This is a genomic window from Rhodopseudomonas pentothenatexigens (assembly GCF_900218015.1).
In the GTDB taxonomy this organism is placed as follows: domain Bacteria; phylum Pseudomonadota; class Alphaproteobacteria; order Rhizobiales; family Xanthobacteraceae; genus Rhodopseudomonas; species Rhodopseudomonas pentothenatexigens.
Genome location: NZ_UFQQ01000023.1, coordinates 18,076 through 36,330 on the forward strand (window position 1 = coordinate 18,076; position 18,255 = coordinate 36,330).

The following is an 18,255-nucleotide window of genomic DNA, read 5'->3' on the forward strand; positions in this document are numbered from 1 at the left end:
CCCTTCGATTTGCAGATCGGCTTGTTCGAGATCGCGGCCCGTCAGCGGTCGAGGCCTCCGAGCAGGATGTATTTGGTCTCGACGTATTCCTCGATGCCGTGGCGCGATCCTTCGCGGCCGAGGCCGGATTGCTTGACGCCGCCGAACGGCACCACGTCGGCGCCGAGCAGCGCCGAATTGACGCCGACCATCCCGGACTCCAGCGCTTCGGCGACCCTGAACACCCGCCCGAGGTCGCGCGCATAGAAGTAAGCCGCCAGTCCGAACGGCGAGTCGTTGGCCTGCGCGATCACGTCGGCCTCGTCGCTGAAGCGATACACCGGCGCGACCGGACCGAAGGTCTCCTCGCGCGTGACGACCATGTCGGCCGTCACTCCGGTGACGACGGTCGGCTCGAAGAACGTGCGGCCCAGCGCATGACGCTTGCCGCCGAGCACGATCTTGGCGCCCTTGGCGACGGCGTCGGCGAGATGATGCTCGACCTTGGCGACCGCCTCCTTGGTGATCAGCGGGCCCTGGGTGACGCCGTCCTCGAGGCCGTTGCCGACCCGCAGCGTGGCGACCTTCGCGGCGAGCTTCTCGACGAACGCGTCGTAGATTCCGTCCTGCGCGTAAATGCGGTTGGCGCAGACGCAGGTCTGCCCCATGTTGCGAAACTTCGAAGCGATCACGCCGTCGACCGCGGCGTCGAGGTCGGCATCGTCGAACACGATGAACGGCGCGTTGCCGCCGAGTTCGAGCCCGACCTTCTTCACCGTCGAGGCCGCCTGGCGCATCAGGATCTTGCCGACCTCGGTCGAGCCGGTGAAGCTGATCGCCCGCACCGTCGGATGCTCGGTCCAGGCCTTGCCGATCGCCGGCGCGTCGCCGGTGATGATATTGAGCACGCCGGGCGGAAAGCCGGCGCGCTGCGCCAGCACGCCGAGCGCGAGCGCCGTGAACGGCGTCTCCGGTGCGGGCTTGATCACCACGGTGCAACCGGCGGCCAGCGCCGGCGCCACCTTGCGGGTGATCATCGCGGCGGGAAAATTCCACGGCGAGATTGCCGCGACGACGCCGACCGGCTGCCGGATCACCATCGTTCTGGAGTCGGCACGGTGTGCCGGAATCGTCTCGCCGTAGATCCGCCGAGCCTCCTCGGCATAGAACTCGACGAACGACGCCGCATAGTCGATCTCGCCGAGCGCTTCGGCGAGCGGCTTGCCCTGTTCTGACGTCAGCAGCCTTGCGAGGTCGTCGCGGTGGGCGATGATCTGGTCGAACCAGGCGCGCAGCATCGTCGCGCGCTCCTTCGCCAGCATCTTCGACCACTGCCGGAACGCGAGGCCGGCGGCACGAACCGCTTCCTCGGCTTCGTCCGCACCGAACCGCGGCACCGCACCGATGCGCTCGCCGGTCGCGGGGTTGAACACCGCGTCGACGGCCTCACCACACCACTTGCCGCCGATCAGGCAGCGCTCGGCCAACAGGCCGGGATCACTCGGCATCAGCATCTCGATTAGTCCCGTTTCGACGCACGCGCGCCAGCACTACGCGGCAAGGCAACGCTCCAAGATGGCCAAGCCTTCGTCGACGATGGCATCCGACGCCGTCAGCGGCACCAGGATGCGAATGGTGTTGGCCGCGGTGCCGCACGACAGCAGGATCAGGCCGCTCTCGTAGGCCAGGCGCGTCACCCGCTTGGTCGTCTCAGCATCCGGTTCGTTGCCGCTGCGCTGCTTCAGAATGTCGAACGCGACCATCGCACCGGGCCCGCGCGCAACCGAGGTCGGCACCAGCGTGTTCGACAGCGCGAAGCGGTCGATGGCGCTGCGCAGCCGTTCGCCGATCTGGTTCGACCGCGCGATCAGGTTCTCCTGCTCGAACACGTCGAGCACCGCGAGCGCGGCGGCGCAGGCCAGCGGATTGCCCGCATAGGTCCCGCCGAGTCCGCCCGGCTCGGCCGCATCCATGATCGCGGCCCGGCCGATCACGCCGGACAGCGGCATGCCGCCGGCGAGGCTCTTGGCGACGCACACGATGTCCGCCTGGACGTCGTAGTGCTCCATCGCGAACATCTTGCCGGTGCGGCCGAAGCCGGTCTGCACTTCGTCGGCGATCAGCACGATGCCGTTCTCGTCGCAGATCCGGCGCAGGCCGCGCATTAATTCCGGCGGCGCCTGATGGAAACCGCCCTCGCCCTGCACCGGCTCGATGATGATCGCCGCGACCTGCGAGGCGTCGATGTCGGCCTTGAAGATGAAGGACACGCAGCGCAATGCGTCTTCGACGGTGACATCGCCGCCGGCCACGGGGAACGGCGCATGCCACACGCCGGGCAGCGGCGGGCCGAGCGCCTTCTTGTAGGGGATCACCTTGCCGGTCATCGCGGATGCGAACGCGGTGCGGCCATGAAAGCCGCCGGTGAAGGCGATCACGCCGCTGCGGCCGGTCGCCGCGCGCGCGATCTTGACGGCGTTTTCGGTAGCTTCCGCACCGGTGCTGAGCAGAATGGATTTCAACGGGCCGTTGATCGGCGCCAGAGCATTCAGCCGCTCCGCGAGCTGGATATAGCCTTCGTAAGGAAGTACTTGGAAGCAGGTGTGGGTGAATCGATCCAACTGATCGCGGATCGCCGCGACGACGCGCGGATGGCAATGCCCCGTGTTGAGCACGGCGATGCCGCCGGCGAAGTCGATGTAGCGCTTGCCCTCGACGTCCCAGATCTCACTGTTCAGCGCCCGCTCGGCGAAAATCGGCGTCGCCTGGCTGACACCTCTCACGACGGCAGACTGCCTGCGTGCCAGCAACTCACTATTCGTCATCAGCTCTCTCCCGAACTGATGGCCAAGCTAGAGCAGCAATCACGACAATCAATCAGCTTGTAAGTTCGCTCTGGTGACTTGCATGCACCAATCAATGGTCGCTGCACCAATGCGGGCAAATGCTGGTGATTTGTTGGGCGATCTGCTCGTCCGGCAGACAGCGCGACGTCGCATTCGCGCCAGTCGCTGCCGGCGACCTAACGCTCCGCCAGGACCCGCTTGAGCCAGTTGCGCAGTGCGACGATCTCCGGATCGCCCCATCGCTGCTTCAGCGCGACGAGCTGATATGTCTCCATATAGACCGACGAACTGATCACCTCGACCAGCGCGCCGGAGCGCAGGTCGTCGTCGACCAGTACCTCGTTGCCGAGCGCGACCCCCTGGCCGAGCCGCGCCGCTTCGATCGCCAAATGGGCGTGCCACAGCCGCTGGCCGCGCAATGGCGGCAGGTCGTCGAGCCCGGCGAGTTCGAACCACCGCGCCCATTGCTCGGTGGATTCTTCATGGATGAGTGCGATCTTGGACAGGTCGTCGAGGCTGCGGATCGCCGGGTAGCGCGCCAGATAGGCCGGGCTGGCCACCGGAAAGACCCGCGGCCGCACCAGCGCTTCGGCGATCAGCGACCCGCGCGAGTCGACGGTGTCGGCGTAGACGATCTCGGCGTCCGCCTCGCCGCGCGCCAGATCCGGATGCGTCAGCGTCGGCTGCAGATTCACCTCCCAGTTGCGCGGCGGTCCGGTCAACTCGGGCAGCCGGGAGAGCAACAGGCGGTTGGCGATTCCAGGAATGCACCAGATGTTCAGCGTCGGCAGCGACGACGGTCGCGCACTCATCGTGGCGCGGGCGATAATGTCGAACGCCTGCGAGATCTGCGCATGAAAGCTCGCCCCGGCGTCGGTCAGCATCACACCCCGACCTTCGCCGCGCACCAGCGCGACGCCGAGCGTCTTCTGCAGGTTCTGCAAATGACGTGATACCACGGTGTGGCTGACCGCGAGTTCGTCGCCGGCGGCGCGCACGCTGCCGGTGCGCCCGACGGCCTCGAAGGCACGCAGCGCGATCAGCGACGGCAATCGGCGACGCGTCATGACCAATTCGACACCGGATCAGGAAAGCGGCACGCTCGCACTTTAGCTCCTTGTCGTGGATACGCCGGGCCAGGCTCAGTCATGTCCCGAACGTGAGGCCGGCTGAAAATTTCGCTCTTGTCGCACGCATCCGCAACCGTCACAAATGCGTAACGCTCCCTATCCGCCGCGAATGGTCGATCGGCCGTCCGGCATTCGCATCGATTTTGAACGATCGCAAACACGGCCGGCTCGTTTCGCGGAACGGGCCGGCCGCCCCGAACGATCGAAGGAGAACGACGGGATGAACGACGGCTGGAGCTCGCACAGTTCGCATTGGGGCGCTTTCTCGGCACGCTGGGACGGCCGCGGCGTCGAGATCGCGCCGGATCCTGGCGACCCGGCGCCGTCGCCGATCCTGGGCAATTTCACCGACACGTTGCGCCATAGAGCGCGCATCGAGCGTCCGATGGTGCGGCGTAGCTGGCTTGAGAAAACCGGCGAGCCTCGCGCGTTTGATGGCGCGTTCGTCGAGTTGCCATGGGACGAAGTGCTGGACCTGCTCGCCGCCGAACTGTCCCGCGTACATACCAGCTACGGCGCCGATGCGATCTACGGCGGCTCCTACGGCTGGGCCAGCGCCGGCCGCTTTCATCACGCGCAAAGCCAGATCCATCGGTTTCTCAACGTCGCCTTCGGCGGCTACGTCCGTTCCGTCAACAGCTACAGCGCCGGTGCCTCCGCGGTGATCCTGCCGCACGTCCTCGGGTCGTTCGAGGCGTTGTCGCGTCGTAACGTGACCTGGGATCAGATCAGTGAGCATACCGATCTGGTGCTGGCCTTCGGCGGTATGGCGCTGAAGAACTCGATGGTCGCGAGCGGCGGCATCAGCCGCCACATCGAGCGCGACGCCATGCGCAAGGCTGCGCAGCGCGGCACGCGATTCTATTGCGTCAGCCCGCTCCGCGACGATCTGCCCGAACAGGCCGACGCGACCTGGCTTCCGATAAAGGTCGGCACCGACGTCGCCTTGATGCTCGGGCTGGCGCACAGCCTGGTGACCGAAGGCCTGCACGATCGAGGTTTCCTGGCGCGCTACTGCACCGGCTACGAGCTGTTCGAACGTTATCTGCTCGGCATCGACGATGGTCAGCCGAAACATGCCGGATGGGCATCGGAGATCACCGGCATGCCGGCGGCCGACATCGTCGCGCTCGCCCGCAGGCTGCCGCAGGGTCGCACCTTGATCACGGTGTCGCATTCGCTGCAGCGCGCGCAACACGGCGAGCAGCCGGTGTGGATGGGCGCCGTGCTGGCCGCGATGCTCGGACAGATCGGACTACCCGGCGGCGGTTACAACTACGCGCTGGGGGCGCTCGGACACACCGGCCGTCGGGTCAACGCCGTTCCGATCCCGACCATGCCGCAGGGCCGCAACGGCGTCGATGCGTTCATTCCCGTGGCGCGGATCAGCGACATGCTGCTCAATCCGGGCCGGCCGTTCGACTACAACGGACGGACACTGACCTACCCCGATATCAAGTTGGTGTATTGGGCCGGCGGCAATCCGTTTCATCATCATCAGGACATCAACCGGCTGCGGCGCGCCTTCAACGTGCCGCAGACCATCGTGGTCCATGAAACCGCCTGGACTCCGACCGCGCGATTTTCCGACATCGTGCTGCCGGCGACGATGACGCTGGAACGCGACGATATCGGCGCCGCCGCGACCGATCCCCGGCTGATCGCGATGCGCAAGGTGGCGCCGCCGGTCGGCGAGGCGCGGGACGATTTCGAGATCTTCTCGGCGCTGGCGCGGCGCCTCGGCGTCGAACAGGCCTTCACCGAAGGCCGGGACAGCCGGCAATGGATGGAGCATCTGTACGAGACCACCCGCCAGGCGCTCGCCGCCCGGGGCTGGGATGCGCCGGACTTCGCCGAGTTCTGGCGTCGCGGCGAGTTGGCGCTGCCGTCCGAACCCGACGACGGCGGCTTGCTGCGCGCCTTCCGCAACGACCCGGAAGCTCACAAGCTGCCGACGCCGAGCGGCAAGATCGAAATCTTCTCCGAGACCATCGCCGGATTCGACTACGCAGATTGCCCCGGCCATCCGACCTGGCTGCCTTGCACCGAGCCGCCGACGCCGCGCTACGCCTTGACGCTGATCGCCAATCAGCCGGCGACAAGGCTACACAGCCAGCTCGACTTCGGCCGGCACAGCCAGTCGAGCAAAATCGCAGGTCGCGAGGTCGCCCGCCTCAATCCTGTCGACGCGGAGGCGCGCGGCATCGCCGATGGCGACATCATCCGCCTGTTCAACGACCGCGGCGCCTGCCTGGCGGCCGCGGCGATATCGGATCGGGTTGCGGAGGGCGTGGTACACCTGCCGACCGGCGCCTGGTACGATCCGGCGGCCGGCGATGCGGACGCGCCGTTGTGCGTCCACGGCAACCCGAACGTGCTGACGCGGGACGTCGGCACGTCGCGGCTGGCGCAGGGCTGCACCGGTCAGGTCACCATCGTCGCGTGCGAGAAGTACACCGGCCCGCTACCGCCGATCCTGGCCTACGAGCCACCGACGCCGGTAGCGCAGCGCTGATTCCCCTCAGGGCTCCGTCTGGGCGGTCGAACGCCCTGCGGCGACCCCGGCAATCGCCCACTCGAGTCGCAGCGCAGCCACGAAGCGGCGGCGGCGCCGAGCGTCTCGATGCAAGCTGCCGCCGACGCTTACTTCGCGGCCGGAGCCGTTCCGACGGTTGGCGCGCCGGCCTGCGACGGGCCGAGCTTCTGTGCCATCTCAAGATGGTGCTGGAGCACGGGAAGGGTCTGCGCCGCCCACTGCTTCAGTCGCGGCAGGTCGCCGTTGTTGGCATAGCCCTCGAACAACGCCACCGCGTCCTGGTGAGCCTGCACCTGCTGCGCCGCGTAGGTCGCGACGAACTGCTCACCATCGGTGCCGTTCAGCTTGTCCAGCATCGCCTGATGCTTGCGATCGAGCTGGCTCGGCAGATCCACGCTGAAGGAGCGCTCGATCATGATCCGCCTGAGATCGGCCGACGTTTTGCCGTGATCCTGCAGCATCTGATTGGCGAACTGCTTCTGCGCGTCGCTGCCCCTCGCCAACGCCAGCCGCGCCGACGCGATCTCGAACAGATCCGAGATCGCCACCTGCTTGACGAAACTCGCGCTCGACGCACTGAGCGACTGGACGGCCCCGCCCGCCTTCTGCTGCGCCGTCTGGGCGACGACAGGAGTGGCGAGCAACAGACCGCTCAGCACGATGACGGCGCTCTTCATCTCGATCTCTCCTCATCCAGGTCCGATGCGATCATGAGCGTGCAGGCGAATATGCCTGCGCCCGCAACCGACCGAACTCGGAGAGAAAGCGGTCGTTCCTCGAAGCGCCGGCGGGCGTCGATCCGCCGAATGAGCGACACCCACAAGTGGATACCGCCCTGCTCTGTCGCCGTATCAGGCCGGCAGCGGGTGCCGGACGAAGGGCCCGAGCCCGGCGTCACAGCGCTGCGGACCGCGAACCACTTTCGCTCGAGGGTCGGCAGAGACCTCGGCGACGACACTGTCCGGCTCCGCTTCGGCGAGATCGGCCAGTTGCGCGAGCCCGACAAACGCATCCAGAGCGCAGGGCTCGTCGGCCTCCGTCAACACCACCCAGGTCTCACCATCACCGCCCATCCGCGGATCGATCTCGTCACCGTCGCACAACACCACTTCGAGCCGGGCGAAGCCGCCGGAGTCGGCGGCGAATGCCGATGCGATCGCCTCGATCGCCGTGCAGGCGTCTGCAACCGGGGCGTCGGCCTCCTGGCGGATTGCGACGGTGACCGGCCGCCGGCACGGATCGGGGCTCTGCATGATCAGCACCGGCTCCGGCTGCTGCGGCCGCCCGAACCGATGCGCGGCGGGGGGCCGACTGATTTGCAGTTCGGAGCTCCCTCGGGGCAGCGATGGTGGCACCCGGACCACGGCACCCTGAATCATCGGGTCGCTCTCGCAATAGCTCCGGGGCAACCAGACGGTCTCCAACTGTCGCTGAGCCGACGTGACGATCCAGGCCTGATCGAACACGTAGCTCTCCGGCAACGCCGGGAATCCGGCGTTGAGGCGCCGCCACACCTTGAACAGCGCCGCGGTCGCCGCGCTCGGCCGGAACGCCATCACCCGGGTATCGATGATCCCGTCGGCGCGGCGGTGAAAGGCGACATCGTATTCCAGCGCCTGCGGCAGCATCGGCAACTCCTTGACCGCAGCTTCCGGATCGATCCACAACACCGGACGATCCGTGCGCTGGAGCTGCCGCCAGATCATGTCGATCTTCGCCGCGCAGCCGAACACCTCCGCCGGCTCCGACGGCAACGTCTCGACGACCGCATCAAGGCCCAGCCGCGCGATATCGGCACTCAGTCCCCTCCGGCGTTGGTCCAATGCCGCGGCAGGCCCCGCGCAGGACACGATCAGCACGCCGTCCCGCCGATACACACCGGTCGGCAGCGCCACCGGCTCCCGGCCGCCCCACCACAATTGATGCGGCGCCTCCGCATGATCGGCGCCGATCAGCCCGTGGGTTTCGAACCGCGCCTTGACAGCATCGAACGCCGGATGCTCCGCGCCCGCCACAACCACGACCGCCGAGGAATCGAGCGAGCCGGCCAAGGCCTCGGCCCGCACCGCGTTGAGTGGCTCCAGCACCATCACCAGCGCTCCGGGCGGCACCGTCGTCGTGGTCCTGTCCCATATCACCATCGCGGTCCGACACTCGGCGAGCTGACGGAGACGCGCACACTGCGCCTCACCCAGTCGCGGCATCGCGGAGCAGGAGGCGAACTCATCGAACCGGATCATCGTCGGACCTTTCAGCCTGTGTCGACAGTGGTACGGCCGAGCGGGCGTTTCCGGGCGCACGATCGCGCTGCCGTACGTCGTGAGTGGACCTCCACTCCTCGTTCTGTCACCGGATTTGTCGCCATGTTTCCAATCGTTGCTACTCCTGCGCTGAGCGCGGCTTGCACGCGTTTGACCGCGCCAGAATGCATGGCTGGTAGTTCGTATTAACTATCGATCGATGCAACTGCGATAGCGTCGACGATGCCCGAATCGGAAACTGCTGCCGAGTGCATGAGCGTCACGAGTATCACATGATGGCATCTACGTGGCGCAGTCGCACCATCGGATCGCGCGCGAAATCCGATCGATATCAACGAGGCAGACTATCTGCACGTCGAGAGCGGGGCGCCGGTCGGCGACACGGCAGCCGGTTCGTCATGCCCCCGGCTCGGCAACTTCTCATCGGCAAATATTGCCGCCCGGTCGGCAAAATCTTCCACTTAAGCCTTTGGTCAATCGAGCAAATTTCATCGCCTGATTTCTCGGGCCGGCGCGTATCAACCGTCGAAGCCGCGCACAGCATCACATGCTCGGCACAACGGGTCGGGAGATAGGAATGGCCTATGCGCTCGATATCAGCTCTCCGGTCGAGGCCGCATCGTTGATGACCGCGCCTGCACTGGACGCGTCGATCGCGCCCGCGCGTCCGCGCGACGAAGACGACGAACTGCTCGATCGACTCGCCAACGACGACGAAGGGGCATTTCGCTGTCTGGTCGAACGTCACATCGACCGTGCCTTCAGCGTCGCACTCCGGATCCTCGGCAATCGCGACGATGCCGAAGACGTCGTGCAGGATACCATGCTGAAAGTCTGGACGCGGCGCGGACAGTGGGAGCACGGCCGCGCCAAGTTCTCGACCTGGCTGTATCGCGTCGTTACCAATCGCTGCATCGACCTGCATCGCCAGCCGCGCACCGATAATGTCGACGCCGTGCCCGAGCCCGCCGACACCCAGCCCGACGCGGTCTCGACGATCCAGCGCGACGAAGTCACCATCCTGCTGGAGCGCGCGATGCAGCAGCTCCCCGAACAGCAGCGGGTCGCGGTGATCCTTTCGTACCACGAGAACATGAGCAATCGCGAGATCGCCGACGTGATGGAGACCACGGTGTCCGCGGTGGAATCGTTGCTCAAGCGTGGCCGACAGCAACTACGCGATCTGCTTCGGCGGAACGAACGCGACATTCGGCACATCTTCACCGATTGCTAACCATAACTCGTCCGCCGTCACCGCCGTCCGCCTGATCGGCGGGAGTCCGTCCGTTGTACGCAGCGGACGAGGGACGCCCCGCGTCCGGGATTGGTCCCCGACAGGCGGCAGGCGCCGCCGCATCATTCGAAGGAGCGAGCAGATGCCCGTCATCTCCACCAACACAGCCGCCAACACCGCGGTCCGTTTCCTCAACGTCAACTCCGCCCAGGAGTCGAGCTCGCTGGCCAAGCTGTCGAGCGGTTCGCGGATCAACAAGGCCTCCGACGACGCCGCAGGCCTCGCGATTTCGACCCGGATCTCCTCCGACATCACCACGTTGCAGCAGGCCGCCACCAACGCCTCGCAGGCGACCTCGATCCTGCAGACCGCCGACGGCGGCGCCTCCAACATCAGCGACATCCTGGCGCGCATGAAGTCGCTGGCGACCCAGGCGTCGTCCGGCAACGTCACCGACGACAGCCGCGGCTACATCCAGTCGGAATTCTCGCAGCTGATCTCGCAGATCGACAGCATCGCCAGCGGCACCCGCTACAGCGGCACCAGCCTGCTCAACGGCGACTTCACCACCACCACGATCATGGTCGGCACCTCGACGACCGACACGATCTCGGTGTCGCTGAGTGACCTGACCTCGGCGACGCTGGCCGTCGGTACCCTCGACGTGTCGACCCAAGCCGGTGCGACGACCGCCCTGACCGCGCTCGACGCCGCGATCGACACCGTGTCCTCGGCGCGGGCTTCGATCGGTGCGCTGGAGTCGCGCTTCAACTTCTCGTCGGACTCGATCTCGACCCAATCGGAAAACCTCGAAGCCGCCAACTCGGCGATCGCCGACGTCGACATCGCGTCCGAGCAGGCCAAGCTGGCCTCGGCCGAGGTCAAGGTGCAGGCCGCGGTCGCCGCGGAATCCGCAGCCAACCAGATGCCGCAGTATCTGCTCAAGCTGCTCGGCTGATCGACCTTTCACCACGGAAAGCGGACCGCCCGGCGCGGTCCGCTTCACTTCAGCGGAGCCTTAGCGCATGACGTCCGTCAGCAGCAGCACCAGCAGTGCTTCTTCGATCGCCAACTCCGCCACCGTCACCACCACCGGCACCAGCAATTCGACCAGCATCAACTGGGACACGCTGATCGAAGCCTCCGTCGCTTCCAAGACCGCGCGGGCGGACAGCATCGAAACCAAGATCACCGCCAACGAGGCGAAGGTCTCCGCCTATCAGGAACTCCAGGGCCTGCTGGACACGCTGGCCACCAACACCGAGACTCTGGCCAGCTCGGTCATCAATTCGCTGTCCGGCAGCGCGTTCGCCGCGCGCGCCGCCACCATCAGCACAACCGGCGACGTATCCGCCAGTTCGGTGCTGTCGATGTCGATCGACGACGGCGCGGTGACCGGCGATCACACGCTGACCATCACCCAGGTCGCGACCGCCCACAAGGTGCTCGGCACCAGCGTCGCCGACAAGACCGAAGCGCTCGGCTACAGCGGCGTGTTTTCGATCGGCGTCGAAGGCGGAGACAGCGTCGACATCAGCGTCACCGACGGCATGTCGCTGGCCGACATCGCCAGCGCGATCAACGCCCAGAGCTCGACCACCAATGTCCAGGCCTCGGTGATCCAGGTGTCGAGCACCAGCTACGAATTGCTGCTTTCCGCCTCGGTCGACAATGCCACGATCGAGACCAGTTCCGTCTCCGGCACCGACATCATGACCGCCCTCGGGATCACCGACGATTCCGGCGAATTCACCAACGAGGTGCAGCAGCCGCAGCCGGCGATCATCACCCTCGACGGCATCACGATCAGCCGCGACACCAACGATATCGACGACGTGCTGGACGGCGTCACTTTCAATCTGCTCCAAGCCACCCCGAGCGGATCGTCGATCAGTTTCGACATCGAGCCGGACGCCGACACCATCGTCGCGGCCGTCGAGCAGTTCGTCACCGACTACAACGCGGTGCGCGAATTCATCATCGGACAACAAGCGACCAGTAGCGACGGCACCGCAAGCGACGATGCCGTGCTGTTCGGCGACAGCACGCTGCGCGATCTGATGACCCAGATCTCGGCGGCACTGAACACCACGGTCGGCGGGTTGTCGCTGGCCGATCTCGGCCTGACGTTCGACAGCAACAATGAACTGTCGCTGGACAGTTCGACGCTGACCTCCACGCTGTCGAGCGACCTCGACGGCGTGATCGCGCTCCTGAGCACGCAATTGACACCGTCGTCGAGCAGCCTGAGCGTGGTCAATACCAACGTCTCGCCGCCCTCCTCGTTCACGCTCGACATCGAGGTCGACAGCAGCGGCGCCCTGAGCTCGGTCTCGGTGAACGGCGACAGCAGCCTGTTCACCATCAGCGGCAAGTCGATCATCGGCGCCGCCGGCACCGACTACGCCGGCATCGCGTTCACCTTCCGGGGCACCAGCTCGGAATCGATCACCGTGACGGCCTCGACCGGCATCGCCGCGATGTTGACCTCGATCGCCGAGAACGCCTCCGACACCACGTCGGGCAGCCTGCAGACCTTGATCAGCGATCTCCAGACCCAGAATGCCACCCTGCAGGAACGTGCCGACACCATCAACTCCGCGGCGGCCACCTTCGAAGAGAACCTCCGGCTTCGCTACGCGAAATACCAGGCGGCGATCGAATCCGCGAACTCGACGCTGGACTACCTCAAAGCCCTCCTCAACGCCGACAGCGACTGATCATGGCCTATCCGAACACACATCTAGCGACCCAGCTCTACCAGCGTGCCGCGGTGACGGTTCCGCCGCTGCAGGCGGTGATCATGCTGATCGACGGGGCGATCTTGTCGCTGCGCCGATCGATGCTCGCGGTGGAACAGCGGCGGTTCGAGGACGGCCACGCCCATCTGATGCGGTCGGTCACGATCCTGCGCGGACTGAGCCATCATCTCGACCTGAGCCGCGGCTCGGCGGTGGGAGAACGGCTGTTCAGCGCCTATCACGCGCTGATCATGGCCAGTCTGACCTCCTACGGCAGACCCGACGCCCAGTCGCGCTACGATCGGATCATCGCCGGCCTCACCGAGCTTCGCGATGCGTGGCGTGCGGTGGCCGCCGGAACCGACAGGACGCCGCCGCGGCGATGACGCCGCCGCACGGCAAACTTTCCTCGCGGCGCGGCTTGCTTAAGCTTCCGTCAATGGCGACATGCTAAATCTCTGCAGATTGGCGACCCGAAGCGGTCGCACACCCTCCCCAGAACGGGATGCAGATGATGGACGCCGCAGATTTCCAAAATCTGCTCGATCGACTTGGCGATGATCTGTCGTGCTGGCCCGACCAGCAACGACGCGACGCCGAATTGCTGTTGCGCGATTCAGAGGACGCCCGCGCCGCGTTCGCCGAGGCCCAGCGGCTGCGCCGGCTACTGAGCCCCTCGCCCGTCAACACACCGGACGGTCTGGTCGACCGGATCATGGCGCGCGTGCGCCGCGACCGCAGTGATCCCGCCGCGCCCTCGGATGCGCCGCTGCCGCGCGGCCGCGATCGCGACCCAAGCTGATTGCTCCCAGAATTCCCGCCCGAACCGAGTTCTGATCAGGTCGAAACCGCGGCGCGGTGAGGCGCCGCACGCGTCGCCGCGCCGATCACCGCTGCGCGTATTTTCTTCGCGGCCGCGGCGCAGAAACCCTGCCTGAAATCCCGCGCCGACCCGTTTCAATCTCGAACGGGTTCACCAACCACGACATCAACTGATTGCCGATCCGGCACTGCGTGCCGGTGCGCGCCGGAGCTTTGCCATGAGCGTCGCTGCCACCACGTCGTCCGCGTATGCGGCCACGAGCGCTACCACGACATTGTCGTCGACCGCCTCGTCGACGCTGACGTCGACCGACTTTCTCACCCTGCTCGTGACCGAGCTGCAGAACCAGAATCCGCTGGAGCCGACCGACACCAACGACTTCATTTCGCAGCTGACCTCCTACGCGAATTTCGAGCAGCAGCAGACGCTGAACAGCAATCTCAGTTCGCTGACGACGTCGTTCAACAGCCTGCTGACGCTGAACGCGTCGAACTACATCGGCCAGACGGTCACCGCCAAGGCCGACTCCGCGACGCTGGAGGACGGCTCGATCAGCTTCGGCTACTCGCTGAATTCGGCGGCGTCGAAGGTCAAGCTCGAGATCTCGGACTCCTCCGGCAACGTCGTCTGGTCCGGCAGCGGCACCACCTCGGCCGGCACCAACAGCTTCACCTGGGACGGTACCACGACGTCCGGCACCCAGCTCGCCGACGGCGGCACCTACTCGCTGGCAGTCACCGCCACCGATTCCTCCGGCAACTCGGTCTACGGCTACACCACGGTCACCGGCACCGTCACCGGGATCGACAGCTCGTCCGGCACCGCGATGCTGAAGATCGGCGACACCTCGCTCGCCGTTTCCAGCGTGGTCGGCGTCACCTCGTAAGCAGTTCGGAGTCTCGAGATGAGCTTGACCGGAGCCCTGTCCTCTGCGATTTCCGCCCTCAACGCGCAGAGCCAGTCGCTGGCGATGATCAGCGACAACATCGCCAATTCCCAGACCGTCGGCTACAAGACCACGTCGGCGTCGTTCAGCCAGTTGGTCACCGCGTCGTCCGGTGCCAGCACCTATTCGTCCGGCGGCGTCACGGTGTTGGCCAGGTCCAACATCACGACGCAGGGGCTGCTGACCACCACCACCTCCTCGACCGATATCGGCATTTCCGGCAACGGGTTCTTTCCGGTGACGACGGCGGTCGCGGGCGGCACCACGCTGTACACCCGCAGCGGATCGTTCACGCTCGACAACAGCGGCTATCTGGTCAACGCCTCCGGCGCCTATCTGCTCGGCTGGCGTACCGACGCCGACGGCAACGTGGTCGGCGGCGCCAGCGCCGACACGCTGGTGCCGATCGACACCAGCGTCGCCGCCACCAGCGGCAGCGCGACCACGACCACCACCGTCGCCGCCAATCTTCCGGCCGACGCCGAACTGAACGACACCTTCACCACGTCGATGTCGCTGTACGACTCGCTCGGCACCGCCAACTCGATGCAGATCACCTGGACCAAGACCGCGGAGAACAGCTGGACGGCGACCTTCGCCAATCCGACGCTCGCCTCGGATACGTCGACCACGACCGGAACGGTGTCGGGCTCGATCGCCATCACCTTCAACAGTGACGGTTCGCTGGCCAGCACCAACCCGAGCCCGGCGACGATCGGTGTAACCGGCTGGACCAACGGCGCGGCCGACAGTGTCATCACCATGGATCTCGGCACCGCGGGCGGCACCGACGGTCTCACCCAATACTCGTCCGGCGCCACAACGCCCGCCGTCGACCTCACCGGCATCGAATCCGACGGCATGGCCTACGGCAAGCTGTCGAGCATCGCGATCGGCGACGACGGCGCGGTCAGTGCGACCTACTCCAACGGCAAGACCATCACGATCTACAAGGTCCCGGTCGCCACCTTCGCGGCGGCCGACCAGCTCGAGGCCAAGGACAACGGCATGTATGCCGCGACCCTGGCGTCGGGGACCGCCGTGGTTCAGCTTTCCGGGACCAACGGCGCCGGCAGCATCGAGGGCGGCGTGCTGGAAGCTTCGACATCCGATACCAACACCGAATTCAGCAACATGATCTCGGCGCAGCAGGCGTATTCGGCGGCGTCGCAGGTGATCTCGGCAGTCAACGAGATGTTCGACACGCTGATCTCGGCGATGAGGTAAGGCATGTTCGCGCGGGACACCGACGACCAATTACTGCGACGGCTGCGCCGCGCCGCCGCGGCCGCTAATGCGACGACACGGCGCGACGACCGTCGCCGGCTGCTGGCGCTGGAGAGCGAGATCAGCGCACTGCGCGCCGCCGTGATCGCGCGCCGCGACCGGGTGCTGGCCGAGATCGCCGGCGCCCGCACCCGATCCGGCGCGGTGACCGCCTATGCCCGCTGTGCGGCGCTGGCGCCACGGACAGCCGCACGACCGACAACCGCCAAGACAGCGAGGACGTGACATGACGCCGGATCGAGCACGGCAGACGAGCGACGCAGAGAGCGCGCAACGAATCGAGGAACTGATCGAGCTGATCGACGCCCTGATCGACGTGATCGCCGCCGAAAACACCGCACTCGCCATCGGTCTGCCGGCATCGCAGTCGCGCCACACCGAGGTGAAGACGCGGCTCGCCGAGTACTTCGAGCTGTGGGTCGGCGAGGTTTCGGCGCGGCGCGTCCGGCTGCCGGCGAACAATGCGGCGCTGCAGGCGAAGTTCACCGCCCGGATCGAATGCCTGCGGGAGTCGATGGACGAGAATTTGATCCGGCTGCGCGCCGCGATCGAAGCCAGCCAGCGCCGCATCGAGACGGTGATGTCCGCGATCCGCGAGCAGATGGCCGGCGCGTCGCCCTACGGGGCCGGCGGCCGCATCGTCCAGCGCAGCGCCTCCAGCGGCACCAGCATCCGGGCCTGAGGCTCCGACGGTGAGGTCGACGTGTCGCTGAACATCGCCAGAAGCATCGCACTCAGCAGCCTGATGACGACGCAGGTGCAGATCAGCGTCACCTCGTCGAACATCTCCAACGCCTCCACCACGGGCTATACGGTCAAGACCGCGAACCAGGCGTCCACCGTCACCGGCGGCGTCGGCACCGGGACCACCATCACCGGCATCACCAGCAACGTCGACAAGCTGCTCTTGAAATCGCTGGTCCAGGCGACGTCGGCACTCGGATCGGCGACCACCACCAACAGCTATTTGGATCAGTTGCAGGCGCTGTACGGCACCAGCAGCGACAGTTCCAACACCTCGCTCGCCGACACCCTGACGACGTTGGAGCAGGCGTTGTCGTCGCTGAGCAGCGATCCGAGCAGTTCGTCGCTGAAGGCCAACGTCATCAGTGCGCTGGACACGCTGGCCACGCAGCTCCGCGACACCTCGAACGGCATCCAGGATCTGCGCAGCGACGCCGACCAGTCGATCGACGACGCGGTCGACGACGTCAACGAGCAACTGAATCTGATCGCCGGCCTCAACGCCCAGATCAAGCTCGCCGCCGCCTCCGGCCAGGCCACCGGCGATCTCGAAGACCAGCGCAACAATGCGGTGCAACAGATCGCCAGCCAGATGAACGTCAGCTACTTCATCTCGTCGAGCGGCGATATGCAGATCTACACCGGATCGGGGCAGGCGCTGCTCGACAGCGCGGTGCACGAATTGTCGTACACGCCGGCGTCGACGGTGACCTCCTCCACCACCTACAGCGCATCGTCGACCGGCGGGTTCTCCGGCATCACCGTCGACGGCGTCGACGTCACCGGGCAGATCTCGTCCGGATCGATCGGCGCGCTGATCACGTTGCGCGACACCACGCTGCCGGCGGCCCAGGCGCAGCTCGATCAGCTCGCCACCGAACTGGCCGACAGCATCAACGCGGCGTCGAATCTCGGCACCGCTCTGCCGCCGAAATCGACGCTGACCGGCACCACCGCGGTCACGTCGTCGACGGCCCTGAACGGCACCGGAACGGTGCGGATCGCGGTGACCGATCAGAACGGGGCGCTGGTCAGTTCCGGCGACCTCGACCTCTCCGGCTATGCGACGGTCGGCGATCTGGTCGGCGCGATCAACGGCATCTCCGGCCTGTCGGCTTCGATCGACTCCTCGGGCCACGTCGTGATCGCGGCCTCGAGCGCGAGCAACGGCATCGCGATCTCCAATATCACCGGATCGGTCGGCGACGACAGCCTCGGCCTGTCCGACTTCCTCGGCCTCAACGACGTCGTGACCGCGACCAGCGCCTCCGACTTCAAGGTCGCATCCGATCTCCTCGCCGACTCCTCGAAGCTGCCGACCTCGTCGCTGTCGTCCGCCTCGAGCCTGACGACCGGCGATACGGTGCTGAGCGCCGGCTCCTCCACCGTCACCGACGCGCTGTATACGGCGCTCACCGGATCAACCAGCTTCGCGGCGGTGGGCGGGCTCGGAGCCAGCGCCAGCTCGTTCGCCGATTACGCGGCGGAGATCATCGCCCACGTCGCCACCATCGCCAGCACGGCGGAGGACGCCTACACCGCCAAGCAGACCACGCAGTCGACGCTGTCGAGCGCGCTGTCGTCGCAGAGCGGCGTCAACGTCGACGAGGAGACCGCCAAGCTCAGCAATCTGCAGAACCAGTATGCCGCGGCCGCGCAACTGATCCAGGCGATCAACGAGATGTTCGAATCGCTGCTCTCCGCAGTGCAAAGCGCCGGCTGAGGAGA

16 protein-coding genes are annotated in these 18,255 nt (G+C 66.3%); 11 read left to right on the forward strand and 5 right to left on the reverse strand.

Annotation, left to right across the window (positions count from 1 at the left end; genetic code table 11):
• Positions 1–41: 41 nt before the first annotated feature.
• The 3 genes from DWA33_RS19060 to DWA33_RS19070 form a co-directional block, all read right to left on the reverse strand.
• A complete protein-coding gene (locus tag DWA33_RS19060) occupies positions 42–1,493 on the reverse strand; it encodes an NAD-dependent succinate-semialdehyde dehydrogenase (protein WP_114360098.1) in 1,452 nt (483 codons plus the stop codon).
• A gap of 36 nt (positions 1,494–1,529) precedes the next feature.
• Positions 1,530–2,804 carry a 4-aminobutyrate--2-oxoglutarate transaminase gene (gabT, locus tag DWA33_RS19065; protein ID WP_114360099.1) on the reverse strand — a complete coding sequence of 425 codons (1,275 nt, stop codon included), beginning with the start codon at positions 2,802–2,804 and terminating at the stop codon, positions 1,530–1,532.
• A gap of 197 nt (positions 2,805–3,001) precedes the next feature.
• Entirely contained in the window at positions 3,002–3,892 is an 891-nt protein-coding gene (locus DWA33_RS19070) for a LysR substrate-binding domain-containing protein (RefSeq protein ID WP_114360100.1), read from the reverse strand.
• 283 nt (positions 3,893–4,175) lie between these two features.
• Here DWA33_RS19070 and DWA33_RS19075 point away from each other — a divergent pair, with 283 nt between their 5' ends.
• Positions 4,176–6,470 (forward strand): molybdopterin guanine dinucleotide-containing S/N-oxide reductase, encoded by a 2,295-nt coding sequence (locus tag DWA33_RS19075; protein WP_114360156.1) that lies wholly within the window; start codon positions 4,176–4,178, stop codon positions 6,468–6,470.
• Positions 6,471–6,598: 128 nt separating this feature from the next.
• Here DWA33_RS19075 and DWA33_RS19080 read toward each other — a convergent pair whose 3' ends face one another.
• Together DWA33_RS19080 and DWA33_RS19085 are read right to left on the reverse strand one after the other, a co-directional pair.
• On the reverse strand, positions 6,599–7,168 hold the full coding sequence (locus DWA33_RS19080; RefSeq protein WP_114360101.1) for a DUF4142 domain-containing protein: 570 nt from the start codon (positions 7,166–7,168) through the stop codon (positions 6,599–6,601).
• A gap of 174 nt (positions 7,169–7,342) precedes the next feature.
• Positions 7,343–8,386: a hypothetical protein gene (locus tag DWA33_RS19085; protein ID WP_147305250.1), complete on the reverse strand. Its 1,044-nt coding sequence runs from the start codon at positions 8,384–8,386 to the stop codon at positions 7,343–7,345.
• A gap of 943 nt (positions 8,387–9,329) precedes the next feature.
• Here DWA33_RS19085 and DWA33_RS19090 point away from each other — a divergent pair.
• The 10 genes from DWA33_RS19090 (at position 9,330) to flgK (ending at position 18,250) form a co-directional block, all read left to right on the forward strand.
• Positions 9,330–9,986 carry an RNA polymerase sigma factor gene (locus DWA33_RS19090; protein ID WP_114360103.1) on the forward strand — a complete coding sequence of 219 codons (657 nt, stop codon included), beginning with the start codon at positions 9,330–9,332 and terminating at the stop codon, positions 9,984–9,986.
• Positions 9,987–10,128: 142 nt separating this feature from the next.
• Entirely contained in the window at positions 10,129–10,944 is an 816-nt protein-coding gene (locus DWA33_RS19095; protein WP_114360104.1) for a flagellin, read from the forward strand.
• Between the two features lie 67 nt (positions 10,945–11,011).
• On the forward strand, positions 11,012–12,706 hold the full coding sequence (fliD, locus tag DWA33_RS19100) for a flagellar filament capping protein FliD (RefSeq protein ID WP_114360105.1): 1,695 nt from the start codon (positions 11,012–11,014) through the stop codon (positions 12,704–12,706).
• Positions 12,707–12,708: 2 nt separating this feature from the next.
• Positions 12,709–13,113, forward strand: coding sequence for a flagellar export chaperone FliS (locus DWA33_RS19105; RefSeq protein WP_114360106.1), 405 nt, complete (start codon positions 12,709–12,711; stop codon positions 13,111–13,113).
• Positions 13,114–13,241: 128 nt separating this feature from the next.
• Positions 13,242–13,529, forward strand: a complete 288-nt coding sequence (locus DWA33_RS19110) for a hypothetical protein (RefSeq protein WP_244601345.1) — start codon at positions 13,242–13,244, stop codon at positions 13,527–13,529.
• 238 nt (positions 13,530–13,767) lie between these two features.
• Positions 13,768–14,436 (forward strand): flagellar hook assembly protein FlgD, encoded by a 669-nt coding sequence (locus tag DWA33_RS19115; protein ID WP_114360107.1) that lies wholly within the window; start codon positions 13,768–13,770, stop codon positions 14,434–14,436.
• An 18-nt stretch (positions 14,437–14,454) separates the two neighbouring features.
• Positions 14,455–15,723 carry a flagellar hook protein FlgE gene (gene flgE, locus DWA33_RS19120; protein ID WP_114360108.1) on the forward strand — a complete coding sequence of 423 codons (1,269 nt, stop codon included), beginning with the start codon at positions 14,455–14,457 and terminating at the stop codon, positions 15,721–15,723.
• Between the two features lie 3 nt (positions 15,724–15,726).
• Entirely contained in the window at positions 15,727–16,008 is a 282-nt protein-coding gene (locus tag DWA33_RS19125; protein ID WP_114360109.1) for a hypothetical protein, read from the forward strand.
• Position 16,009: 1 nt separating this feature from the next.
• The gene (locus tag DWA33_RS19130; RefSeq protein ID WP_114360110.1) at positions 16,010–16,465 is read left to right on the forward strand and encodes a flagellar protein FlgN; all 456 of its coding nucleotides are present in this window, start codon (positions 16,010–16,012) and stop codon (positions 16,463–16,465) included.
• A gap of 21 nt (positions 16,466–16,486) precedes the next feature.
• Positions 16,487–18,250, forward strand: a complete 1,764-nt coding sequence (flgK, locus tag DWA33_RS19135; RefSeq protein ID WP_114360111.1) for a flagellar hook-associated protein FlgK — start codon at positions 16,487–16,489, stop codon at positions 18,248–18,250.
• Positions 18,251–18,255 lie beyond the last annotated feature (5 nt).

Excerpts from the sequence above, each read along its gene's own strand:
- DWA33_RS19060 (WP_114360098.1), bottom strand. The coding sequence starts at position 1,493 with ATGCTGATGCCGAGTGATCCCGGCCTGTTGGCCGAGCGCTGCCTGATC.
- gabT (WP_114360099.1), bottom strand. The coding sequence starts at position 2,804 with ATGACGAATAGTGAGTTGCTGGCACGCAGGCAGTCTGCCGTCGTGAGA.
- DWA33_RS19070 (WP_114360100.1), bottom strand. The coding sequence starts at position 3,892 with ATGACGCGTCGCCGATTGCCGTCGCTGATCGCGCTGCGTGCCTTCGAG.
- DWA33_RS19075 (WP_114360156.1), top strand. The coding sequence starts at position 4,176 with ATGAACGACGGCTGGAGCTCGCACAGTTCGCATTGGGGCGCTTTCTCG.
- DWA33_RS19080 (WP_114360101.1), bottom strand. The coding sequence starts at position 7,168 with ATGAAGAGCGCCGTCATCGTGCTGAGCGGTCTGTTGCTCGCCACTCCT.
- DWA33_RS19090 (WP_114360103.1), top strand. The coding sequence starts at position 9,330 with ATGGCCTATGCGCTCGATATCAGCTCTCCGGTCGAGGCCGCATCGTTG.
- DWA33_RS19095 (WP_114360104.1), top strand. The coding sequence starts at position 10,129 with ATGCCCGTCATCTCCACCAACACAGCCGCCAACACCGCGGTCCGTTTC.
- fliD (WP_114360105.1), top strand. The coding sequence starts at position 11,012 with ATGACGTCCGTCAGCAGCAGCACCAGCAGTGCTTCTTCGATCGCCAAC.
- DWA33_RS19105 (WP_114360106.1), top strand. The coding sequence starts at position 12,709 with ATGGCCTATCCGAACACACATCTAGCGACCCAGCTCTACCAGCGTGCC.
- DWA33_RS19110 (WP_244601345.1), top strand. The coding sequence starts at position 13,242 with ATGGACGCCGCAGATTTCCAAAATCTGCTCGATCGACTTGGCGATGAT.
- DWA33_RS19115 (WP_114360107.1), top strand. The coding sequence starts at position 13,768 with ATGAGCGTCGCTGCCACCACGTCGTCCGCGTATGCGGCCACGAGCGCT.
- flgE (WP_114360108.1), top strand. The coding sequence starts at position 14,455 with ATGAGCTTGACCGGAGCCCTGTCCTCTGCGATTTCCGCCCTCAACGCG.
- DWA33_RS19125 (WP_114360109.1), top strand. The coding sequence starts at position 15,727 with ATGTTCGCGCGGGACACCGACGACCAATTACTGCGACGGCTGCGCCGC.
- DWA33_RS19130 (WP_114360110.1), top strand. The coding sequence starts at position 16,010 with ATGACGCCGGATCGAGCACGGCAGACGAGCGACGCAGAGAGCGCGCAA.